This is a genomic window from Albidovulum salinarum, from assembly GCF_025673475.1.
Taxonomy (GTDB): Bacteria; Pseudomonadota; Alphaproteobacteria; order Rhodobacterales; family Rhodobacteraceae; genus Albidovulum; species Albidovulum salinarum.
The window spans coordinates 73,723-89,828 of sequence record NZ_JAOVQO010000015.1 but is presented as its reverse complement, the minus strand read 5'-3'; the positions used below and the strand labels follow the sequence as shown (position 1 = coordinate 89,828).

16 protein-coding genes are annotated in these 16,106 nt (G+C 67.1%); 11 read left to right on the top strand and 5 right to left on the bottom strand.

The genetic code is table 11. The annotated features are described in order from the left end of the window. Positions 1-4: 4 nt before the first annotated feature. Positions 5-1,000 (bottom strand): asparaginase, encoded by a 996-nt coding sequence (locus OEZ60_RS15905; protein WP_263338268.1) that lies wholly within the window; start codon positions 998-1,000, stop codon positions 5-7. Positions 1,001-1,166: 166 nt separating this feature from the next. On the opposite strand from OEZ60_RS15905, the gene OEZ60_RS15900 reads away from it, so the two are divergent. From OEZ60_RS15900 to OEZ60_RS15875, 6 genes are all read left to right on the top strand, one after another. Continuing rightward, on the top strand, positions 1,167-1,691 hold the full coding sequence (locus OEZ60_RS15900; RefSeq protein WP_263338265.1) for an invasion associated locus B family protein: 525 nt from the start codon (positions 1,167-1,169) through the stop codon (positions 1,689-1,691). 119 nt (positions 1,692-1,810) lie between these two features. Next, on the top strand, positions 1,811-2,662 hold the full coding sequence (locus tag OEZ60_RS15895) for an OmpA/MotB family protein (RefSeq protein WP_263338263.1): 852 nt from the start codon (positions 1,811-1,813) through the stop codon (positions 2,660-2,662). A gap of 85 nt (positions 2,663-2,747) precedes the next feature. Next, positions 2,748-4,058 (top strand): flagellar hook protein FlgE, encoded by a 1,311-nt coding sequence (locus OEZ60_RS15890; RefSeq protein ID WP_263338259.1) that lies wholly within the window; start codon positions 2,748-2,750, stop codon positions 4,056-4,058. Between the two features lie 39 nt (positions 4,059-4,097). Next, positions 4,098-5,552 carry a flagellar hook-associated protein FlgK gene (gene flgK / locus OEZ60_RS15885; protein ID WP_263338258.1) on the top strand — a complete coding sequence of 485 codons (1,455 nt, stop codon included), beginning with the start codon at positions 4,098-4,100 and terminating at the stop codon, positions 5,550-5,552. Between the two features lie 3 nt (positions 5,553-5,555). Continuing rightward, positions 5,556-6,572, top strand: coding sequence for a flagellin (locus OEZ60_RS15880; protein ID WP_263338256.1), 1,017 nt, complete (start codon positions 5,556-5,558; stop codon positions 6,570-6,572). Next, complete coding sequence (locus OEZ60_RS15875; protein WP_263338253.1) at positions 6,569-7,666, top strand: flagellar basal body P-ring protein FlgI; 1,098 nt, start codon at positions 6,569-6,571, stop codon at positions 7,664-7,666. The genes OEZ60_RS15880 and OEZ60_RS15875 overlap by 4 nt, the downstream gene beginning before the upstream one ends. Positions 7,667-7,910: 244 nt before the next feature. Here OEZ60_RS15875 and fliP read toward each other — a convergent pair whose 3' ends face one another. Genes fliP through fliF form a run of 4 tightly spaced genes read right to left on the bottom strand, consistent with a single transcriptional unit; the run spans position 7,911 to position 11,120 of the window. Beyond that, positions 7,911-8,633: a flagellar type III secretion system pore protein FliP gene (gene fliP / locus OEZ60_RS15870; RefSeq protein ID WP_263338251.1), complete on the bottom strand. Its 723-nt coding sequence runs from the start codon at positions 8,631-8,633 to the stop codon at positions 7,911-7,913. A gap of 3 nt (positions 8,634-8,636) precedes the next feature. Beyond that, positions 8,637-8,921, bottom strand: a complete 285-nt coding sequence (locus tag OEZ60_RS15865; protein ID WP_263338246.1) for a FliM/FliN family flagellar motor switch protein — start codon at positions 8,919-8,921, stop codon at positions 8,637-8,639. Beyond that, the gene (locus OEZ60_RS15860) at positions 8,914-9,513 is read right to left on the bottom strand and encodes a FliH/SctL family protein (protein WP_263338244.1); all 600 of its coding nucleotides are present in this window, start codon (positions 9,511-9,513) and stop codon (positions 8,914-8,916) included. Before OEZ60_RS15860 ends, OEZ60_RS15865 begins: the two co-directional genes overlap by 8 nt. After that, complete coding sequence (gene fliF, locus OEZ60_RS15855; RefSeq protein ID WP_263338242.1) at positions 9,513-11,120, bottom strand: flagellar basal-body MS-ring/collar protein FliF; 1,608 nt, start codon at positions 11,118-11,120, stop codon at positions 9,513-9,515. Before fliF ends, OEZ60_RS15860 begins: the two co-directional genes overlap by 1 nt. Positions 11,121-11,243: 123 nt before the next feature. Between fliF and OEZ60_RS15850 the strand changes: the two genes are divergently transcribed. The 5 genes from OEZ60_RS15850 (at position 11,244) to OEZ60_RS15830 (ending at position 16,088) form a co-directional block, all read left to right on the top strand. Further along, positions 11,244-11,723: a flagellar basal body-associated FliL family protein gene (locus OEZ60_RS15850; RefSeq protein WP_263338239.1), complete on the top strand. Its 480-nt coding sequence runs from the start codon at positions 11,244-11,246 to the stop codon at positions 11,721-11,723. Positions 11,724-11,733: 10 nt separating this feature from the next. Continuing rightward, positions 11,734-12,099, top strand: coding sequence for a DUF6468 domain-containing protein (locus OEZ60_RS15845; protein WP_263338236.1), 366 nt, complete (start codon positions 11,734-11,736; stop codon positions 12,097-12,099). After that, positions 12,096-12,692 (top strand): MotE family protein, encoded by a 597-nt coding sequence (locus OEZ60_RS15840; protein WP_263338234.1) that lies wholly within the window; start codon positions 12,096-12,098, stop codon positions 12,690-12,692. The genes OEZ60_RS15845 and OEZ60_RS15840 overlap by 4 nt, the downstream gene beginning before the upstream one ends. An 85-nt stretch (positions 12,693-12,777) precedes the next feature. Continuing rightward, positions 12,778-13,647, top strand: a complete 870-nt coding sequence (gene motA, locus OEZ60_RS15835; protein WP_263338231.1) for a flagellar motor stator protein MotA — start codon at positions 12,778-12,780, stop codon at positions 13,645-13,647. A 17-nt stretch (positions 13,648-13,664) separates the two neighbouring features. Further along, on the top strand, positions 13,665-16,088 hold the full coding sequence (locus OEZ60_RS15830; protein ID WP_263338228.1) for a hypothetical protein: 2,424 nt from the start codon (positions 13,665-13,667) through the stop codon (positions 16,086-16,088). Positions 16,089-16,106 lie beyond the last annotated feature (18 nt).

Sequence of the window (16,106 nt, the reverse complement as noted above, 5' to 3'; positions counted from 1 at the left end):
GCCCTCAGTCCGCGAACCCGGCGCCGAGCCGGTATTCGCCCACGACCTCGCCGGCCCGGCTCAGGATCGGGTCGGTGAGGTAGCTGCCGACCACCGGATGGCCGCGGTCGAGGACGCCCGAGCGCACCAGCAGCGCCGTGATCGCCGATTGCGCCGCCTGGACTTGCCCGTCGAGGATCTTCAGCGCGATGCCCATGCGCTTTTCCGGAATCACCGCCACATAGACCGCCTCGGCGCCGTATTTGACCGAGACCCGCCCCTCCATCGCCCGCATCAGCCGCGTGCAGCTCCCCCGCTCGCCGAGCACCATCTCGGGATGCGCCGTCGTGGCCCGCACCAGCCGGTGGGCGGCGCGCGACCGGGCGTCGCCATCCTCGCGCGCGGTGGCGAACCGCGACATCGCGCGGGCGAGGCCATGCACGGTGGTGGTGAAATTCGGCGCCGAGCAGCCGTCGATCCCGTGGCCGGGCGAGGTCATCCCGGTCAGGTCCTCGAACGCCGCCTTCACCGCCTGCTGCACCGGATGCGCGACATCGACATAGCGCAGATCGGCCTTGAGATGCCGCGCGAGCGTGAGGAACCCGGCATGCTTGCCCGAGCAGTTGTTGTGGAGCCGGCAGGGCGCGGTCTCCGAGCAGATCAGCCCCTTCCTCGCCTCGCGGTCGTCCGGCAGTTGCGGGCCGCACATCAGTTCGGATTCCGACAGCCCGATATCCGCGAGCCAGCTCTCCACCGCCTCGGTATGGATCCGCGCGCCGCAATGACTGGCGCTCGCCAGCGCGAGCTGGCGGTCGGTGAGCCCCGCCGCCTCGGCCGCGCCGCTCTCGATCAGCGGCAGCGCCTGGATCATCTTGCAGGAAGAGCGCGGGAAGATCACCGCCTCGGGATCGCCCCAGGCCTCGACGATCTCGCCCTTCTCGTCGGTGATCACCGCATGGCCGGAATGCACGCTTTCGAGCATTCCACCCCGCCAGAGCTCAATCATCGGGATCGCTGCCATCTTGCCCTCACCGTTGCGCGATTTTCTGCCGCCGGGGCTTTTCCCGTGGCGCAGAACTGGGATAAGAGGTCCATATCGAGTTGGGATGCGTCCCGCCACAGAAAATGGCGCCGGCGAGGCGCCGCGGCGGGTTGCGCGGAGGCAGACAGCTGGAGGCTGCAGGACAATGATTTCATCGAAACTGCGCATCGCGGGCGCCGCTCTCCTGACGCTGGGCATGGCGACGGCCGCCCTGGGCCAGGTCTCCACCAACCGGGTCGCGGCCGACACCGACTGGAGCGTCTTCGTCGAGGAAAGCCCGAAGGAATGCTGGGGCGTCTCGGCGCCGAAGGAAACCGTGAACACCAAGGACGGCAAGTCCGTCGAGGTGCGGCGCGGCGACATCCTGCTCTTCGTCACCTACCGGCCCGGCGCGGCCGGTGAGGTCTCGTTCACCGGTGGCTATCCCTTCGCCGACGGCTCGACCGTGGGTCTCGACATCGGCGGCACCAAGTTCGACCTCTTCTCCGAGGGCGAATGGGCCTGGTCGGGCTCGAAGGACGAGGATGCAAAGATCATCGCCGCGCTGAAGGCCGGCGCCTCCGCCATCGTGACCGCCCATTCGAGCCGCGGTACCGAGACCAAGGACACGTTCTCGCTGCTCGGCATCAGCGCGGCACTCGACGAAGCCGAGAAGCGCTGCGCCGGATAAGGCGCGCTCAGCTTCAGGCCCGCCTGCCTCGCGCACGCCGGAACCGCCCCTTCCCCGTTAGCCGCGCATTAAGTCACGGCTGCTAGTCCTGTTCACGGGTGAAAGACAAGGTGGATGGGATGGCTGGGCAAACCAATGCCGCGCCGGTCATCATCAAGCGTAAGAAGGTTGTCGCCGGTGGCGGGCATCACGGCGGGGCGTGGAAGGTCGCCTATGCCGACTTCGTGACCGCGATGATGGCCTTCTTCATGCTGATGTGGCTGCTGAACGCGACGACCGAGAAACAGCGCAAGGGCATCGCGGACTATTTCAGCCCGACGATCCCGCTCAGCCGCATCTCGGGCGGCGGCGACGGCTCGTTCGGCGGCGACAGCGTCTTCTCGGAGGACCAGATCGCCCAGAACGGCACCGGCGCGTCGAGCCTCAAGCCATCGAAGGAACGGCAGGCCCTCGGCCAGACCGGCACCGAGGCCAGCGAACGCGCCGCCGATGCCGCCGCCTTCGCCGAGGAGGCGCGCAGGATCGAAGAGGCGCTGATGGGAATCGGCGGCGAGAGCATGGTCAGCGCCAAGGCCGCGCGCCACATCGTCGCGCGCGTCACCGACGAGGGTCTGATCGTCGAGATCTTCGATCAGGACGATGCGCCGCTGTTCGTCACCGACAGCGACACGCCGGAACAGATCCTGACCGATCTGATCGCGATGGTGGCGCGGGTCTTCGGACTTGCCGCCAACAACGTGGCCGTGAACGGCCACATTCGCGCCCTGCCCGCCGTCCTGCGCGACAACCCGTCCTGGGATCTGTCGACCGCCCGGGCGATGCGGGCTCGGAAGATGCTGGAGAACGCGGGCCTCGACCCCGAACGGATCGAGCGGGTCACCGGCCATTCCGATCGCCAGCCTGCCGTGAAGAATCCCATGGCGGCGCGCAACAACCGGCTGGAGATCGTGCTCCTGCGTTCGAAACGCTGAGGGTCGGTCGCGTTAGGGCGATGTTAAGCGGGCGTGCGCCATTGTGGCTGCGATTGACGGACGCAGCAGCAGAAAGGCCGCACCCATGTCCATTTCGTCCTCGCTCAATGCCGGTGTTGCGGGCCTCAGCGCCAACGCGACGCGCCTGGCGACGATCTCCGACAACATCGCCAATTCCGGCACCTACGGCTACAAACGCGCCTCGACCGATTTCGAGAATTTCGTGATCAACCAGGCGCGCGGCGCCGGCACCTATTCGGCGGGCGGCGTGCGCGCCTCGTCGACGCGCCTGATCGGCGAGCACGGCGCGCTCGTGGCGACCTCGAACGCGCTCGATCTCGCGGTCTCGGGGCGCGGGATGCTTCCCGTCACATCGGCGGTTTCGCTGAACTCCTTCTCGGGCGGTCAGCAACCGCTGATGATGACGACGACCGGCGCCTTCCGGCCCGATGCCGACGGCGTACTGCGCACCGAATCCGGTCTCGTGCTGCTCGGCTGGCCGGCCAATGCCGACGGCTCGATCCCGGTCCTGCCGCGCGACACGATGGCCGGGCTGCAGCCGGTGGTGATCAATGCCAACCAGACCGCGGGCGACCCGACGACGACGATGAACCTTGGCGTCAACCTGCCCGCCACCGCGACCGAGGCCGGGGCCTCCGGCAACGCGCTGCCGCTCTCGGTCGAGTATTTCGGCAATCTCGGCACATCCGACACGCTCGACATCACCTTCGCGCCGACCGTGCCGGGAACCGGGGCGTCGAACACCTGGACCATGCGGATCCGCGACTCGGCGCAGAATGGCGCCCTGATCGGGGAATACACGCTGGTCTTCGACGACACCCGCGCCAACGGCGGAACGCTCGCCTCGGTGACGACGCTGTCGGGCGGCGCCTATGATGCGACGACCGGGTCGCTCTCCTTGAGCGTCGCGGGCGGGCCGATCACCATGGCGATCGGCAAGCTCGGCGATCCGAACGGGCTGACCCAGCTCTCCGACAGCTTCGCGCCGACCTCGATCACTAAGGACGGCTCGCCGGTCGGCAACCTCACCACGGTCGAGGCCGACGAGAACGGCTATCTCACCGCAACCTACGACACCGGATTCACCCGGCGCATCTACCAGATCCCGGTCGTCGACGTGCCGAACCCGAACGGGCTCATCGCGCTCAACAACCAGACCTTCCAGGTCTCGCCGGATTCGGGGTCGTTCTTCCTCTGGGACGCCGGCGATGGGCCGACCGGCTCGATCGTCGGTTACGCGCGCGAGGGCTCGGCGACCGACGTCGCGGCCGAACTGACGGCCCTGATCCAGACCCAGCGCGCCTATTCGTCGAACGCCAAGGTGATCCAGACCGTCGACGAGATGCTGCAGGAGACGACCAACATCAAGCGCTGAGGCCGGACGGGTGGGGCCGTTACCCGGAAAGACTAAACCATGAGCCTCTCTGCCTCCCTCGCCAATGCGCTCACCGGTCTCACCGCCTCGTCGCGCCGGGCCGAGGTCGTGTCGTCCAACGTCTCGAACGCGCTGACCGAGGGCTATGCGCGGCGCGAGCTGCACCTGTCGCCGCAGTCGCTCGGCGGCACCGGGGCGGGCGTGCAGATCGACGGCGTGACCCGCGCGGTCGATTCCGTGCTGCTCGCCGACCGGCGGATCGCCGATGCCGTGGCCGGCAATGCCGGGCTCAAGACCGATTTCCTCGCCCGGATCGAGCGGCTCATCGGCGAACCGCAGGACGAGGGCTCGCTCTCGGCGCGGATCGCGGCGCTGGAATCGGCACTGGTCGCCGCGTCGAGCCGGCCCGACAGCCAGGCCCGCCTGCAGGACGTCGTGGCCGCCGCCGGCGCGCTGACCTCGCATCTCGGCGCCCTGAGCGACGATATCCAGACCGCGCGGATGCAGGCCGACGACCGGATCGAGCTGGAGGTGAGGACCCTCAACGAATCCCTCGTCCAGATCGACCGTCTGAACGCCGAAATCCTCGCCCAGCGCGCCGCCGGTCGGGACGCAACCGCGCTGATGGACCAGCGCCAGCGCCTCGTTGACCGGGTGGCCGAAATCGTGCCGGTCCGCGAGGTGCCGCGCGAGCGCGACCAGATCGCGCTCTTCACCACCGGCGGCGCGATTCTTCTGGAGGGCAAGCCCGCCGTCATCGGCTTCACACCCGCGGGCGTCATCACCGCAGACATGACGATCGGCTCCGGGGCGCTGTCGGAGCTCACCATCAACGGCATGCCGGTGCCCGCGACCGATCCGGGCGTTCTCGGAGGCGGCACGCTCGGCGCCGCGCTCGCGATCCGCGACGACCTCGCGCCCGGCGCCCAGGCGCAGATCGACGCGTTCGCGCGCGATCTCATCGAACGGTTCGAAGACCCTGCCGTCGATCCGACGCGTGCGCCGGGTCAACCCGGCCTCTTCACCGACGCGGGCGGCGTGCTCGACCCGACGCTGGAGGCCGGACTCGCCGGCCGGATCCGGCTCAACGCGCTCGTCGATCCGTCCCAGGGCGGCGCGCTCTGGCGGCTGCGCGCCGGTCTGGGCGCCGCGGGCGCGGGCGATGTCGGCGACGCGACGCTCCTCAACGCGCTCGGCGACGCGCTCGGCCGGGCGCGCGTTCCATCGTCTGGCGGTTTCATCGGCGCGGCACGGTCGGCATCGGGTCTCGCCGCCGACGTGCTCTCGGGTATTTCCGGGGCGCGCCAGCAGGCCGAGTCGCGCCAGAGCTACGCCGTCGCGCGCCAGAGCGCCCTGACCGAGTTGCAGCTCGCCGACGGCGTCGACACCGATGCCGAGATGCAGACCCTGCTCATGGTCGAACAGGCCTATTCGGCCAATGCGCGCGTGATCCAGGTGATCGACGACCTCATCCAGAAACTGATCGGGCTTTGAACCATGACCACCCTGTCGATCGGCGACATGGCCCGCGCCTTCCAGATGCGCCGCCAGAATACCGAGCTGCAACGCGCGCTGACCCGTCTTTCGGAGGAGCTGACCTCGGGTGTCAAATCCGACCTCGCGACGGCTGTCTCGGGCGACTACACCGCGCTGGCCGGGATCGACCGCTCGCTCGAGACCCTCTCCGCCTACCGGACCGCGACCAGCGAGGCGGCGCTTTTCACCGAAACCCTGCAAACCGCACTCGGGACTGCGCAAGACCTGTCAACAGATCTCGCGCCGGGTCTCCTGACGGCGGCAACCAACGGCGCGCCGACGCTCGTCGACACGGCCGCCGGCGACGCGCGGCAGAAGTTCCATGCCGCCGTCTCGGCGCTGAACACCCAGATCGCCGACAGGTTCCTTCTCTCCGGCGCGGCGACCGACCGGAAACCGATCAGCGGTTCGCAGGAAATCCTTGATGCGCTGATGGCCGCCACCGCCGGCGAGGTCACCGCCTCGGGCGTCACCGCGGCCGCCCAGGCCTGGTTCGACGCGCCCGCGGGCGGGGGCGGATACCTGGATACCGTCTACGGCGGCTCCGCGGCAGGGCTCGCACCGTTCCGGGTCGGGCCGGGCGATACCGTCACGCCGGACATCACCGCCGCCGATCCGGACCTGCGCGACCTCGTCAGGGGGCTGGCCCTCGGGGCGCTCGTCGCCGAAGGCGCGCTTGCCGGCGATCCGGTGGGGCGCGCCGCGCTGGTCAAGACTGCGGGCGAAACGTTGCTCGCCGCGAACGACCGCATGGCCGGGCTCCGGACCCGCATAGGCACCGTCGAGGCCCATATCGCCCATGCCACCACGCGCAACGACGCCGAGGCCTCGGCGCTGAACATAGCCCGGACCGCGATCGTCGCCGCCGATCCCTACGAGACCGCCTCCGCGCTGGAGGCGATCCAGACCCAGATCGAGACGCTCTACACCCTCACCGCGCGGCTTTCGCGCCTGACCCTGGCGGATTACCTGAGATGAGACTTCTCCTTGCGCTTCTCCTGTTCGCGCTCGCCAGCGCCGCCTCCGCATCGCCGATCCGGATCAAGGATCTCGTCGAGTTCGACGGCGTGCGCGGCAACGACCTCGTGGGCTACGGCCTCGTCGTGGGGCTGAACGGCACCGGCGACGGCATCCGCAACGCGCCCTTCACCGAGGAGATCATGTCGAACATCCTCGAGCGGCTCGGCGTCAACGTCACCGGCGAGAGCTTCCGGCCGAAGAACGTGGCCGCCGTCCTCGTCACCGCGACGCTGCCGCCCTTCGCCCGTGCCGGAGGCCAGATCGACGTGACGGTCTCGGCGATTGGCGACGCCAAGAGCCTCCTCGGCGGGACCCTGGTGATGACCCCGCTCAACGCCGCCGACGGCGAGATCTACGCCGTCGCGCAGGGTACGATCATTGCCGGCGGGGTTGCGGCCGAGGGTCAGGCGGCAAGCGTCATTCAGGGCGTTCCGACGGCCGGCTCCATACCCGCTGGCGCGCGGGTTGAACGCGAGATCGCTTTCGATTTCGGCGGATTGAACGCGGTGCGCTTGGCGCTCAGGAGTCCGGACTTCACCACCGCAGGCCGGATCGAGGCTGTGATCAATGCCGAGTTCGGGCGCCGCGTCGCCGTGATGATCGATGCCGGCACGGTCGCACTGGATATCGGCGCGACGCGGATGGGTTCGCCAGCCCATGCGCTCGGTCGGGTGGAGAACCTGCTGGTCGAGCCGGAGCGTCGGGCGAGGGTAGTGGTCGACCAGCGTTCGGGCACGATCGTGATGGGGGCCGACGTTCGGATCGGCCGGGTGGCGGTGAGCCAGGGCAACCTGACCCTGCGCATCGAGGAGGCGCCGGTCGTCGTCCAACCCAACCCGTTCGCGCAGGGCGAGACCGTGGTTGTTCCGCGCTCCGCAGCCGCGATTCAGGAAGAGTCCGGGATCGGCATGGCCGAGATCAGGGAAGCCTCGTCGCTGTCGGAGGTGGTGGCCGGTCTCAATGCGCTCGGCGTAAGTCCGCGCGACATGATCGACATTCTCAAGAGCATCAACACCGCCGGCGCGTTGCACGCCGAGTTCGTGGTTCAGTAGGCCATGCCCAAGCGCTCCGGAAAACTGACGGATACTTGTCAAGCCGTCGCCTCGCTTCCGATCAAGCACCTCTTCGGCAGGTCGCTTGCGTGCGAATGTTCGTTTGAACGCGGTTTCCTGCTTTGCACCGCCGATCACGATCGCCAGTCGCCGGCACTGCCCTGTGTATAGAGCGCGCGTTCGTACCGGCGGAATGGCGTCTGCCGGATGAGGCGACGACGGACGATGCCAGAGATGCCAAGCCTCAGAAATAGCTTCGCACGAGCGCGCCCGAGATCAGAGACCAGCCGTCGGCCACGACGAAGAACGCGAGCTTGAAGGGGAGCGCCACCACCGCCGGCGGCACCATCATCATCCCCATCGACATCAGCACCGCCGAGACCACGAGGTCGATGATGAGGAACGGCAGATAGATCAGGAAGCCGATCTCGAACGCGCGCGCGATCTCGGAGAGCATGAAGGACGGCACCAGCAAGGACAGCGGCGCGTCCGCGCCACCCGTGAGCTCCGCCGTTCCGGGCCGGAGCGCAGCGAGCGAGCGGAACGTGTCCGGATCGACCCGGTTCGCCATGAAGTCGCGGAATGGCGCGATGCCGCGCTCGAAGGCGGTGGGGAGATCGATCGTCCCGGAAAGCATCGGATCGACTCCGACGGCCCAGGCCTCGGTAAAGACCGGCTCCATGATGAACCAAGTGAGGAACAACGCGAGAGAAACGATCAACATGTTTGGCGGTGACTGCTGCAGCCCGATCGCCTGTCGCAGGATCGCGAGCACCGTCACGATGAAGGGAAAGCACGTAACCATGACCGCAAGACCGGGCGCGAGGCTGAGCACCGTGACCAGCGCGATGAGCAGCAGCGACTGGCCGGTCAAGGTCTGCTCGCCGAGGCCGAGCGCCAGGTCCTGCGCCGTCGCGGGCGCCGCGATCACGAGGCAGGTTGCCGCGGTCAGCGCGATGCGACGCATCGTTCAGAGCCCGTTCTGGAGATCGGCGACTTCGGTGAGGCGCACGGCGAGCTGGCCGGCCTGGTCGCCGTCAAGCTCGGTCAGTTCGCCCCGCGCGATCAGCCGGTCACCGACATAGAGCTCGACCGGATCGTCGATCTTGCGGTCGAGCGGCAGCACGGCGTCGCGCTTGAGCCTGAGCAGCTCGCGCACGAGCGGGCGGGCGCGGCCGACTGAAATCGTTATCTCGATCGGAACTTGGGTGAACGGATTTCCATCGGGCGTGTCGGGATTGCGGACGTCAGCCATGGCGCATCTCCTGATGTTTCTCGATCTGGAAGAACCCGGATACCGCAGACGAGATGGCATCGATGACACCATCGAGATCGACGCGTGTCTCCTCCTGGCCGAACCTCAGATAGACCTGGCCGTCGCCGAGCGACGGCTCCTCGCGGAAGGAGACCGGGAACGGCGCCGCCTCGGTCACGAGCCGTTCGAGTACCGCACGATTGGCCGCAGTAGAGACGACCGCGATCGGCTGACCGGCAAGCTCCTCGGCCACCGGGCGCAGGTGTTCGAGGACCATCTGGCCCAGTGACTCGCGAGCAACCGCCGGCAGCACCTTGGTCACCATGTCGTGCAAGAGCGGTTCGAGCGTCCGAAGGACGTGGCTGTGGGCCTCGTGATAAGTGAAGGACAGGTCGCGGAGATTGCGGCCAAGATCGGCGCGCAGTCGGGTCACCTCGGCGTCCTGCGCGGAAACCGCATCATCCCAGCCGGCAGCGTAGCCCTGCTCATAAGCCGCGAGCCGACATTCCTCGAGTTCAGCCTGCGCCAGTTCGACCCGCTCCGCGGTCATGTCGGTCAGTTCGAAAACCTCAAGCTGCACGCGGCGAGGCATCAGGCGCGCTCCTCTTCGGGATCTTCCATCCAGCCGCGCAGGATTTCGACCGTCTCGTCCTGACGTTCGGCAATCATCTGGCGGAGCCGGGATACCGGATCGACCTCGCTCCCCGGAATGCGGCCGGCACTGTCGCCAGACCGCCCGGAGACCACTGCGAGGTTTTGCAGCGGCTCGTCGTCATCGGCGATTTCGCCGGTCAGAGCCCCGGAATCGAGCGCCAGGCGATCGTCCGCCCGCGGCGGCGCGAGGTCAGGCACGCGCCCACCGCGCGAAGTCAGGATCGGGCGGATCACGAACAGGCCCAGAACCAGTGTGACGATTGCCAGGACGAGGAGCTGAACCATGCTCATCGCATCAAGACCGAGACCGGCGAGATAGGAAGCTCCGGCTGGCTCACCGGCCGGTGCCAACGGCTCGAAGCTCATCGATTTCAGGGTGATCACATCACCCCGATCGGCATCGAACCCAACGGCGGCCGAGACGAGATCACGCAGGGCGGCGAGCTCGTTGTCCGAGCGCGGCTCGACCCGCGTCGCACCTGTGTCGTCGACCACGGTGACGCCGTCGACGAGAACGGCAACCGTCAGGCGGCGGACGGCTCCGGGGTTGCGCAGAACCTCGCGCGTGGTCTCCGAAACCTCGAAGTTAGTGCGTTCACGGGTCTCGCTGTTCTGGCTCTGAGACGTTCCGGCCGGTGCGTTGGCATCGCCGGACGGCAGATTCGACGCGACGGTCACGGCGCTCGAGCCCCGGTCGTTCGACGAGGACGTCCGCTCCTCGGTGTCGGTGGAGATCGCGACCCGGCCGTCGGGATCGAACCGGCGCTCGGTGATCGCCTCGCGCTCGGTCACCGTCTCGACCGAGACCTCGACGACGGCGTTGCCATAGCCGACGCGTGCTTCCAGCAACCGCTCGACATTGCGACGAAGCTCCTCGGCGCGGTCGCCGGCCGCGGGTCCGGCCTGTTCGTCGCCCGCGATGACAAGGCCGCCCGCGCCATCGATGATGGCCACGTCTTCGGGCGCAAGGCCAGCAACTGCGGATGAGACGAGGAATTTCAAGGCCTTGGCATGGGGCGGCGTGATCCCGCCCGTTGCGGTCGTGACCGCGACGGAGGCCGAGGGCCGCGTCTGGGCACGCAGCCCTTGGGCGCGGGTCTCGGCAATATGAACGCGCGCCGAGCGAATCTGCGGCAGCGCCGATATCGTGCGCGCGAGCTCGCCCTCCTTGGCGCGCAGATAGGCGGCGTCGAACATCTGCGAGGTGGTCCCGAACCCGGTGAGCGAATCGAGAAGCTCGTAGCCCGAGCCGCTGTTCGCAGGCAGCCCTTCGGCGGCGAGCGTCATCCTGAGCTCGTCGCGCCGCACGCCCTCGACATAGATGGCTGTGCCGCGCACCTCGTAGACGGCACCGCGTTGGTCGAGCGCGGCCAGAACCTCGCCAGAACGATTGCCGTCGAGGCCCGCATAAAGAAGCGCCATCGAAGGTTTCGCAACGAGATTGGCCAAGGCTAGCACCGCAGCGAACATCGCAAGCGTCGTCACCGCGACGATCGCGCGGCGGCGAGGGTCAAGAGCCTGCCAGACGGCTGTCAGCTGCTGCACGGCGCATCTCCGAATGGGCGGGCTTCTGCCCGTCGTCTCCCCGATGCTTCGCCGATTGCCCTTAACAATCGGTTAGTCACCCCCGGTCTATACCGGTCCGACAATCAAACCGCGAAGAGCGCTATGTCCGGATCTGACACGACACCCGACGACGCCCCGAAGAAGGTCTCGAAACTGCCGATTCTGTTCGGCTTCGTGCTGATGCTCGCGCTTGGCGGCGGTGGTTTCTTCGCGGTCTATTCGGGATTGATTCTCGGGCATGGCGCTGCAGTGAAGAAGGGGCCTCCGCACGTCGAGGCTTTGCCGGACATTGCCTTCGTACCGATCGCCCCGATGGTCGTATCGCTCGGCAGCGAGTCGGGGCGGTATTTGCACTTCACCGCCCAGATCGAAGTCGCGAAGGTCCACGAGTCGGACGTTGTTCTTCTGCTGCCGCGTGTTCTCGATGTCCTGAATGGCTATCTGCGCGCAGTCGAAGTGAGCGAGCTGGAGGATCCGACCGCGCTGGTGCGGCTTCGGGCACAAATGCTGCGACGGGTGCAGATGGTGGCGGGCGGCGGGCGGGTGCGAGATCTGCTCGTGACCGAGTTCGTGATCAACTGAGGGCGGCGCGATGGCACTCATTGCCGATATCCTGATGAGCGCGGGCGCGATCGGTGCCGGCATCTACTGCCTCGTCCTTTCGCGGCGGCTGAAGGCGTTCAACCAGCTCGAAGGCGGAATGGGGGGGGCGATCGCGGTCCTGTCGGCGCAGGTCGACGACATGACCCGCGCGCTTGAGACGGCGCGTGGTACCGCGACCGACTCGGCCAGATCACTGCGCGAGATGACCGAACGGGCTGAGCAGGCAGCGGCAAAGCTCGAGCTGCTGTTCGCGACGCTCCACGACCTGCCCGAACCGCCTGAGCGCAGCGGGTCGCGAATGCGCGTCCTGCGCCGGCGCAACCATGGCTATGAGCGTCCGGAGGCGGCCGAATGAGCGTGCGCAAGGCGGCCACGATACGGCGCCGCCGCCGCGGCCGCGGCGCCCTGTTCCTGATCGCGGTGCTGCTGGGCATGTCCGGCCTGATCCGGATCGGCGCAGGCGCGAGCCAGGCCCTCGCGGGGGGAGAATCGCAGAGTGAGCCCGAGGCGCAAGCCGACGCGGTGAGCTGCGAACCTGGTGGCGGCGCGATGGCGATGCTTGAGGCGCTCCGCGCCCGTGAGGCACGACTTGCGGCACGCGAGGCGCAAGCCAACGACCGCGCACAGGCCCTTGAGCTAGCCAAGTCAGAGATCGACGAGAAGCTCGACGCGCTGACGGTGGCGGAGGACGAGCTGGCAAAGACGCTTGCGCTCGCGGACGAGGCGGCCGCTCAGGACGTTCAGCGACTGGTCACTGTCTACGAAAAGATGAAGCCCAAGGAAGCGGCGGCGCTTTTTGCCGAGATGGATCCGGAGTTCGCGGCCGGTTTCCTGGCCCGGATGCGTCCAGAGTCTGCCGCGGCTGTGATGGCCGGGCTCGACACAAAGAGCGCCTATTCGATCAGCGTCATCCTGGCCGGGCGCAATGCGAGTGCGCCGACGGAGTGACGCGCAGACGGAATGTTAACGGCGCCCTGCAAGGGTCGAAGCGTGTCCCGGGCGGCAATCGGACAGGGACGGAAGGAACGGGTTCATGATCGGTATCGTCGGTATCGTCATCATCTTCGTCATGGTCTTCGGCGGCTATATCGCCGCCGGCGGGAAACTCGGCATCATCCTGAAGTCGCTGCCGTTCGAGATGATCATGATCGGTGGTGCTGCCGTGGGAGCGTTTGTTCTCGCCAATGATGGTGCCGCGATCAAGCACACGGTGAAGGACGTGAAGAAGGTGTTCAAGGGCGCCCACTGGAAGCCGGAGGACTACCGCGACCTGCTCTGTCTGCTGTTCGAGCTGATCCGGCTCTCACGACAAAACCCGGTCGCCGTCGAAGAGCATATCGAGGCGCCGGGCACCTCGGCGATATTCGGGAAATACCCAAAGATTCAGCAGGATCACGAAGCGGTGGATCTGATCTGCGATACGATGCGCTCGGCCTCGATGAACTACGACGACCCGCATCAGGTGGAAGAGGTGTTGGAGAAGCAGCTCGAGGCCAACCTGCAGCATGCGCTGCATTCGACCCATGCGCTGCAATCGATCGCCGACGGTCTGCCTGCGCTCGGCATCGTCGCGGCGGTGCTCGGCGTGATCAAGACCATGGGCTCGATCGACCAGCCGCCGGAGATTCTCGGCAAGATGATCGGCGGTGCGCTGGTCGGAACCTTTCTGGGCGTGTTTCTCGCTTACGGGCTGGTCGGGCCATTCGCCGCGAAGGTGAAGGCAGTCGTCGATGAGGACAGCCATTTCTACAAGCTGATACGAGAGGTCCTGGTGGCGAATCTTCACAACCACGCGGCCAACATCTGCATTGAGGTTGGAAGGCAGAACACGCCGCATCACATCCGCCCCAGCTATTCGGCGCTCGAAGAAGCCCTGAAGGCCGTCAAGTCGGACGCCGCATGAGGATGGGCGCTTCGGTCATGGTCATCAGGACTACAATAACGCTCATCGCGATCCTGACTGGCGCGGGCGTCTCCCCGTCCTTCGCCGAGATGATTCGTGTGCGATCCGGCGAGCACACCGGTTTCACCCGGATCGTGGTCGATGTTGGTGCGCCGTCGGGATGGGAACTCGGTCGGGATGGGAGCGGCTATATTCTGCGCGTAAGCGGACTCGACGTGACATTCGACGCAACGGATGTGTTCAGGAGAATCACGCGCACGCGCCTCGCGACCCTTGCACTTGACGCGACCCCGGGAGTTTTGCGGTTCGGGATCGGCTGCGCCTGCCACGCAACCGCCTCCGCCGACGGAAACGGCAACATCATCGTCGACATCGCTGACGGCCCGCCCGCTGCGGGTTCGCCTTTCGAGTCTCAGCTGACTCCGACCGTGTCGCCCCGGCAGGACAAGAAGGCGGCTGAACCAATTCGAACGCGGTCTTATCCTGCTACCAGAGATCGGGCACAAGATGTGGAGAAGACCATAGACCTCGCTCCCCTCTGGCGCGGCGACAATCTCTCCGGCCTCGCAAGCCGTGGCGTGCCGGACCAGGTGCACGGGAAACACCGGCAGATGCCGGATACCGGCCGGACAGATGTCGGCGGTTCCGGCGACGCGAAACTGCATATGTACACCGATCCGAGCGTGGCGGAGGCTCAAGAGCGGCTTCTTCTGCAACTGAGCCGCGCGGCCGCGCAAGGACTGGTCGAGGTCGCACCAACCGAGCCCCGGGGTGCGTCCGCACACGTAGCGTCTGACGATACCGCCAGTGCCGCAGATCGGCGCCCGAAGGTAGATGCACACGAGACGCCGGAGCCTGCCCTCCATGTGGAAACCAGCTTCGACCGTGACATGCCTTCGGCCGCGGCGCACCCGCCGGTCTCGGCCACGGGCGCAGCCTGCCTGCCGGACGCGAATTTCGATCTGGCCGGCTGGGGCGACGATCGCCCGGCTGCGGCACAGATTGCCGAAAGGCGACGACCCCTGGTCGGAGAGTTCGATCACCCCTCGACCGAGGCGGTGCTGTCCCTTGCGCGGCTGTATCTTCACCTTGGTTTCGGGGCCGAGGCCGGCGCAGTCCTGTCCGCCTTTGCCGTCGAAACGTCCGACGGTTCGACCCTGCGCGATATCGGGGCGGTCCTCGACGGAGGCGTGGCCGAAGCCGGTTCGGCCCTGCCGGCACTGACAAGCTGCGATACAAGCGCGGCATTGTGGGCGGTGCTCGCCTTACCGCAATTGCTGCCGGGAACCGATATCGACGAAGCCGCCGTGCTTCGGGCTTTCTCCGCCCTTCCGGTCCACCTCAGGCGCCTCCTCGGCCCCGGATTGTCGGATCGGTTCCTGTCGGTCGGATCGGAGCAGGCGGCACGAGCCGTCCGCGACGCAGTCGCGCGATCCCCGCAGAACACCACCGAGAGCCTCGGGATCATCGATGCCCAGCTCGGGCTGGCGCTAGGCGACGCTGGCGCACAATTGGAAAAACTCGAAGACCTCGCCCTCAGCAACGGTTCGCTGTCAACCGACGCGCTCATTCTGGCGATCAAGTCGCGACTGGCGCGCGGCCTCGCGGTGCCAACCGGGTTGATCGAAAGCGCCGAAGCATTGGCTTTCGAATTGCAGGACGCCGAGTCCGGGGAGGTGCTGCAGCATCTCCATATACTTGCGCGTGGATCGGCAAATGACTTCGACGGTTCCTTCGACGCCTATCGTAGATGGATTTCGGATCCGCCCAATCACTTTCAGCGCGATACCGCGCTCAAACTCTTTGCGATGCTTGCCGGTCACGACAGCGAGCCGGATTTCCTCGCCGCGTATTTCGCCAATCGGTCCGAACTCTACGCCGCCGATCCGGATGCGTCGCTTCGCCTCACCCTCGCTGAACGGCTAGCCGCGTCTGGCTTCACGGAAGAGGTGCGCAAGCTTGTAACCGTCGACGCCGCCCGTTCGGAGCAAGGTCGGCGGTTACTTGCCCGCGCCGCTACCGTCGAGTTCGACGCGGCGGCAGCAATCGACAAGCTCGCCGGACTGCGGGACACGGCATCAGAAACCCTTCGCGCAGAGGCGCTCGCAATGGCCGGCGATCACGCTGCGGCCGCGCGCGCGTACGTTTCGGCCGGCGACGCTGAAGCGGCCGGACGCGAACTCTGGCGAGCCGGCGATTTTTCCGGCGCGGCCGCGAACCCGCCTGAGCCTTTAAGAGCAGCCCTCAACGCACTGCACGCGGCTGGATTCGGTTCGGCCGGAGCAGCCGGCTTGTCTGCCGAGCCGGTGTCAGACTCCGTCCAGGAACTCGCATTGCCCGGACCGCTCGCGCGCGGCAAGGCACTTGTCGAGCAGAGTCGCGCCGCGCGCTCCGCAATCGAAAGCATGATCGCGGCGACCTCGGATGCGGGCAGCCGATGACCGGCGGTTACCGAATCT

What these genes read in the sequence shown, in the direction of transcription:
- OEZ60_RS15905 (WP_263338268.1), bottom strand. Translation starts at nt 1,000, where the DNA reads ATGGCAGCGATCCCGATGATTGAGCTCTGGCGGGGTGGAATGCTCGAA.
- OEZ60_RS15900 (WP_263338265.1), top strand. Translation starts at nt 1,167, where the DNA reads ATGATTTCATCGAAACTGCGCATCGCGGGCGCCGCTCTCCTGACGCTG.
- OEZ60_RS15895 (WP_263338263.1), top strand. Translation starts at nt 1,811, where the DNA reads ATGGCTGGGCAAACCAATGCCGCGCCGGTCATCATCAAGCGTAAGAAG.
- OEZ60_RS15890 (WP_263338259.1), top strand. Translation starts at nt 2,748, where the DNA reads ATGTCCATTTCGTCCTCGCTCAATGCCGGTGTTGCGGGCCTCAGCGCC.
- flgK (WP_263338258.1), top strand. Translation starts at nt 4,098, where the DNA reads ATGAGCCTCTCTGCCTCCCTCGCCAATGCGCTCACCGGTCTCACCGCC.
- OEZ60_RS15880 (WP_263338256.1), top strand. Translation starts at nt 5,556, where the DNA reads ATGACCACCCTGTCGATCGGCGACATGGCCCGCGCCTTCCAGATGCGC.
- OEZ60_RS15875 (WP_263338253.1), top strand. Translation starts at nt 6,569, where the DNA reads ATGAGACTTCTCCTTGCGCTTCTCCTGTTCGCGCTCGCCAGCGCCGCC.
- fliP (WP_263338251.1), bottom strand. Translation starts at nt 8,633, where the DNA reads ATGCGTCGCATCGCGCTGACCGCGGCAACCTGCCTCGTGATCGCGGCG.
- OEZ60_RS15865 (WP_263338246.1), bottom strand. Translation starts at nt 8,921, where the DNA reads ATGGCTGACGTCCGCAATCCCGACACGCCCGATGGAAATCCGTTCACC.
- OEZ60_RS15860 (WP_263338244.1), bottom strand. Translation starts at nt 9,513, where the DNA reads ATGCCTCGCCGCGTGCAGCTTGAGGTTTTCGAACTGACCGACATGACC.
- OEZ60_RS15850 (WP_263338239.1), top strand. Translation starts at nt 11,244, where the DNA reads ATGTCCGGATCTGACACGACACCCGACGACGCCCCGAAGAAGGTCTCG.
- OEZ60_RS15845 (WP_263338236.1), top strand. Translation starts at nt 11,734, where the DNA reads ATGGCACTCATTGCCGATATCCTGATGAGCGCGGGCGCGATCGGTGCC.
- OEZ60_RS15840 (WP_263338234.1), top strand. Translation starts at nt 12,096, where the DNA reads ATGAGCGTGCGCAAGGCGGCCACGATACGGCGCCGCCGCCGCGGCCGC.
- motA (WP_263338231.1), top strand. Translation starts at nt 12,778, where the DNA reads ATGATCGGTATCGTCGGTATCGTCATCATCTTCGTCATGGTCTTCGGC.
- OEZ60_RS15830 (WP_263338228.1), top strand. Translation starts at nt 13,665, where the DNA reads ATGGTCATCAGGACTACAATAACGCTCATCGCGATCCTGACTGGCGCG.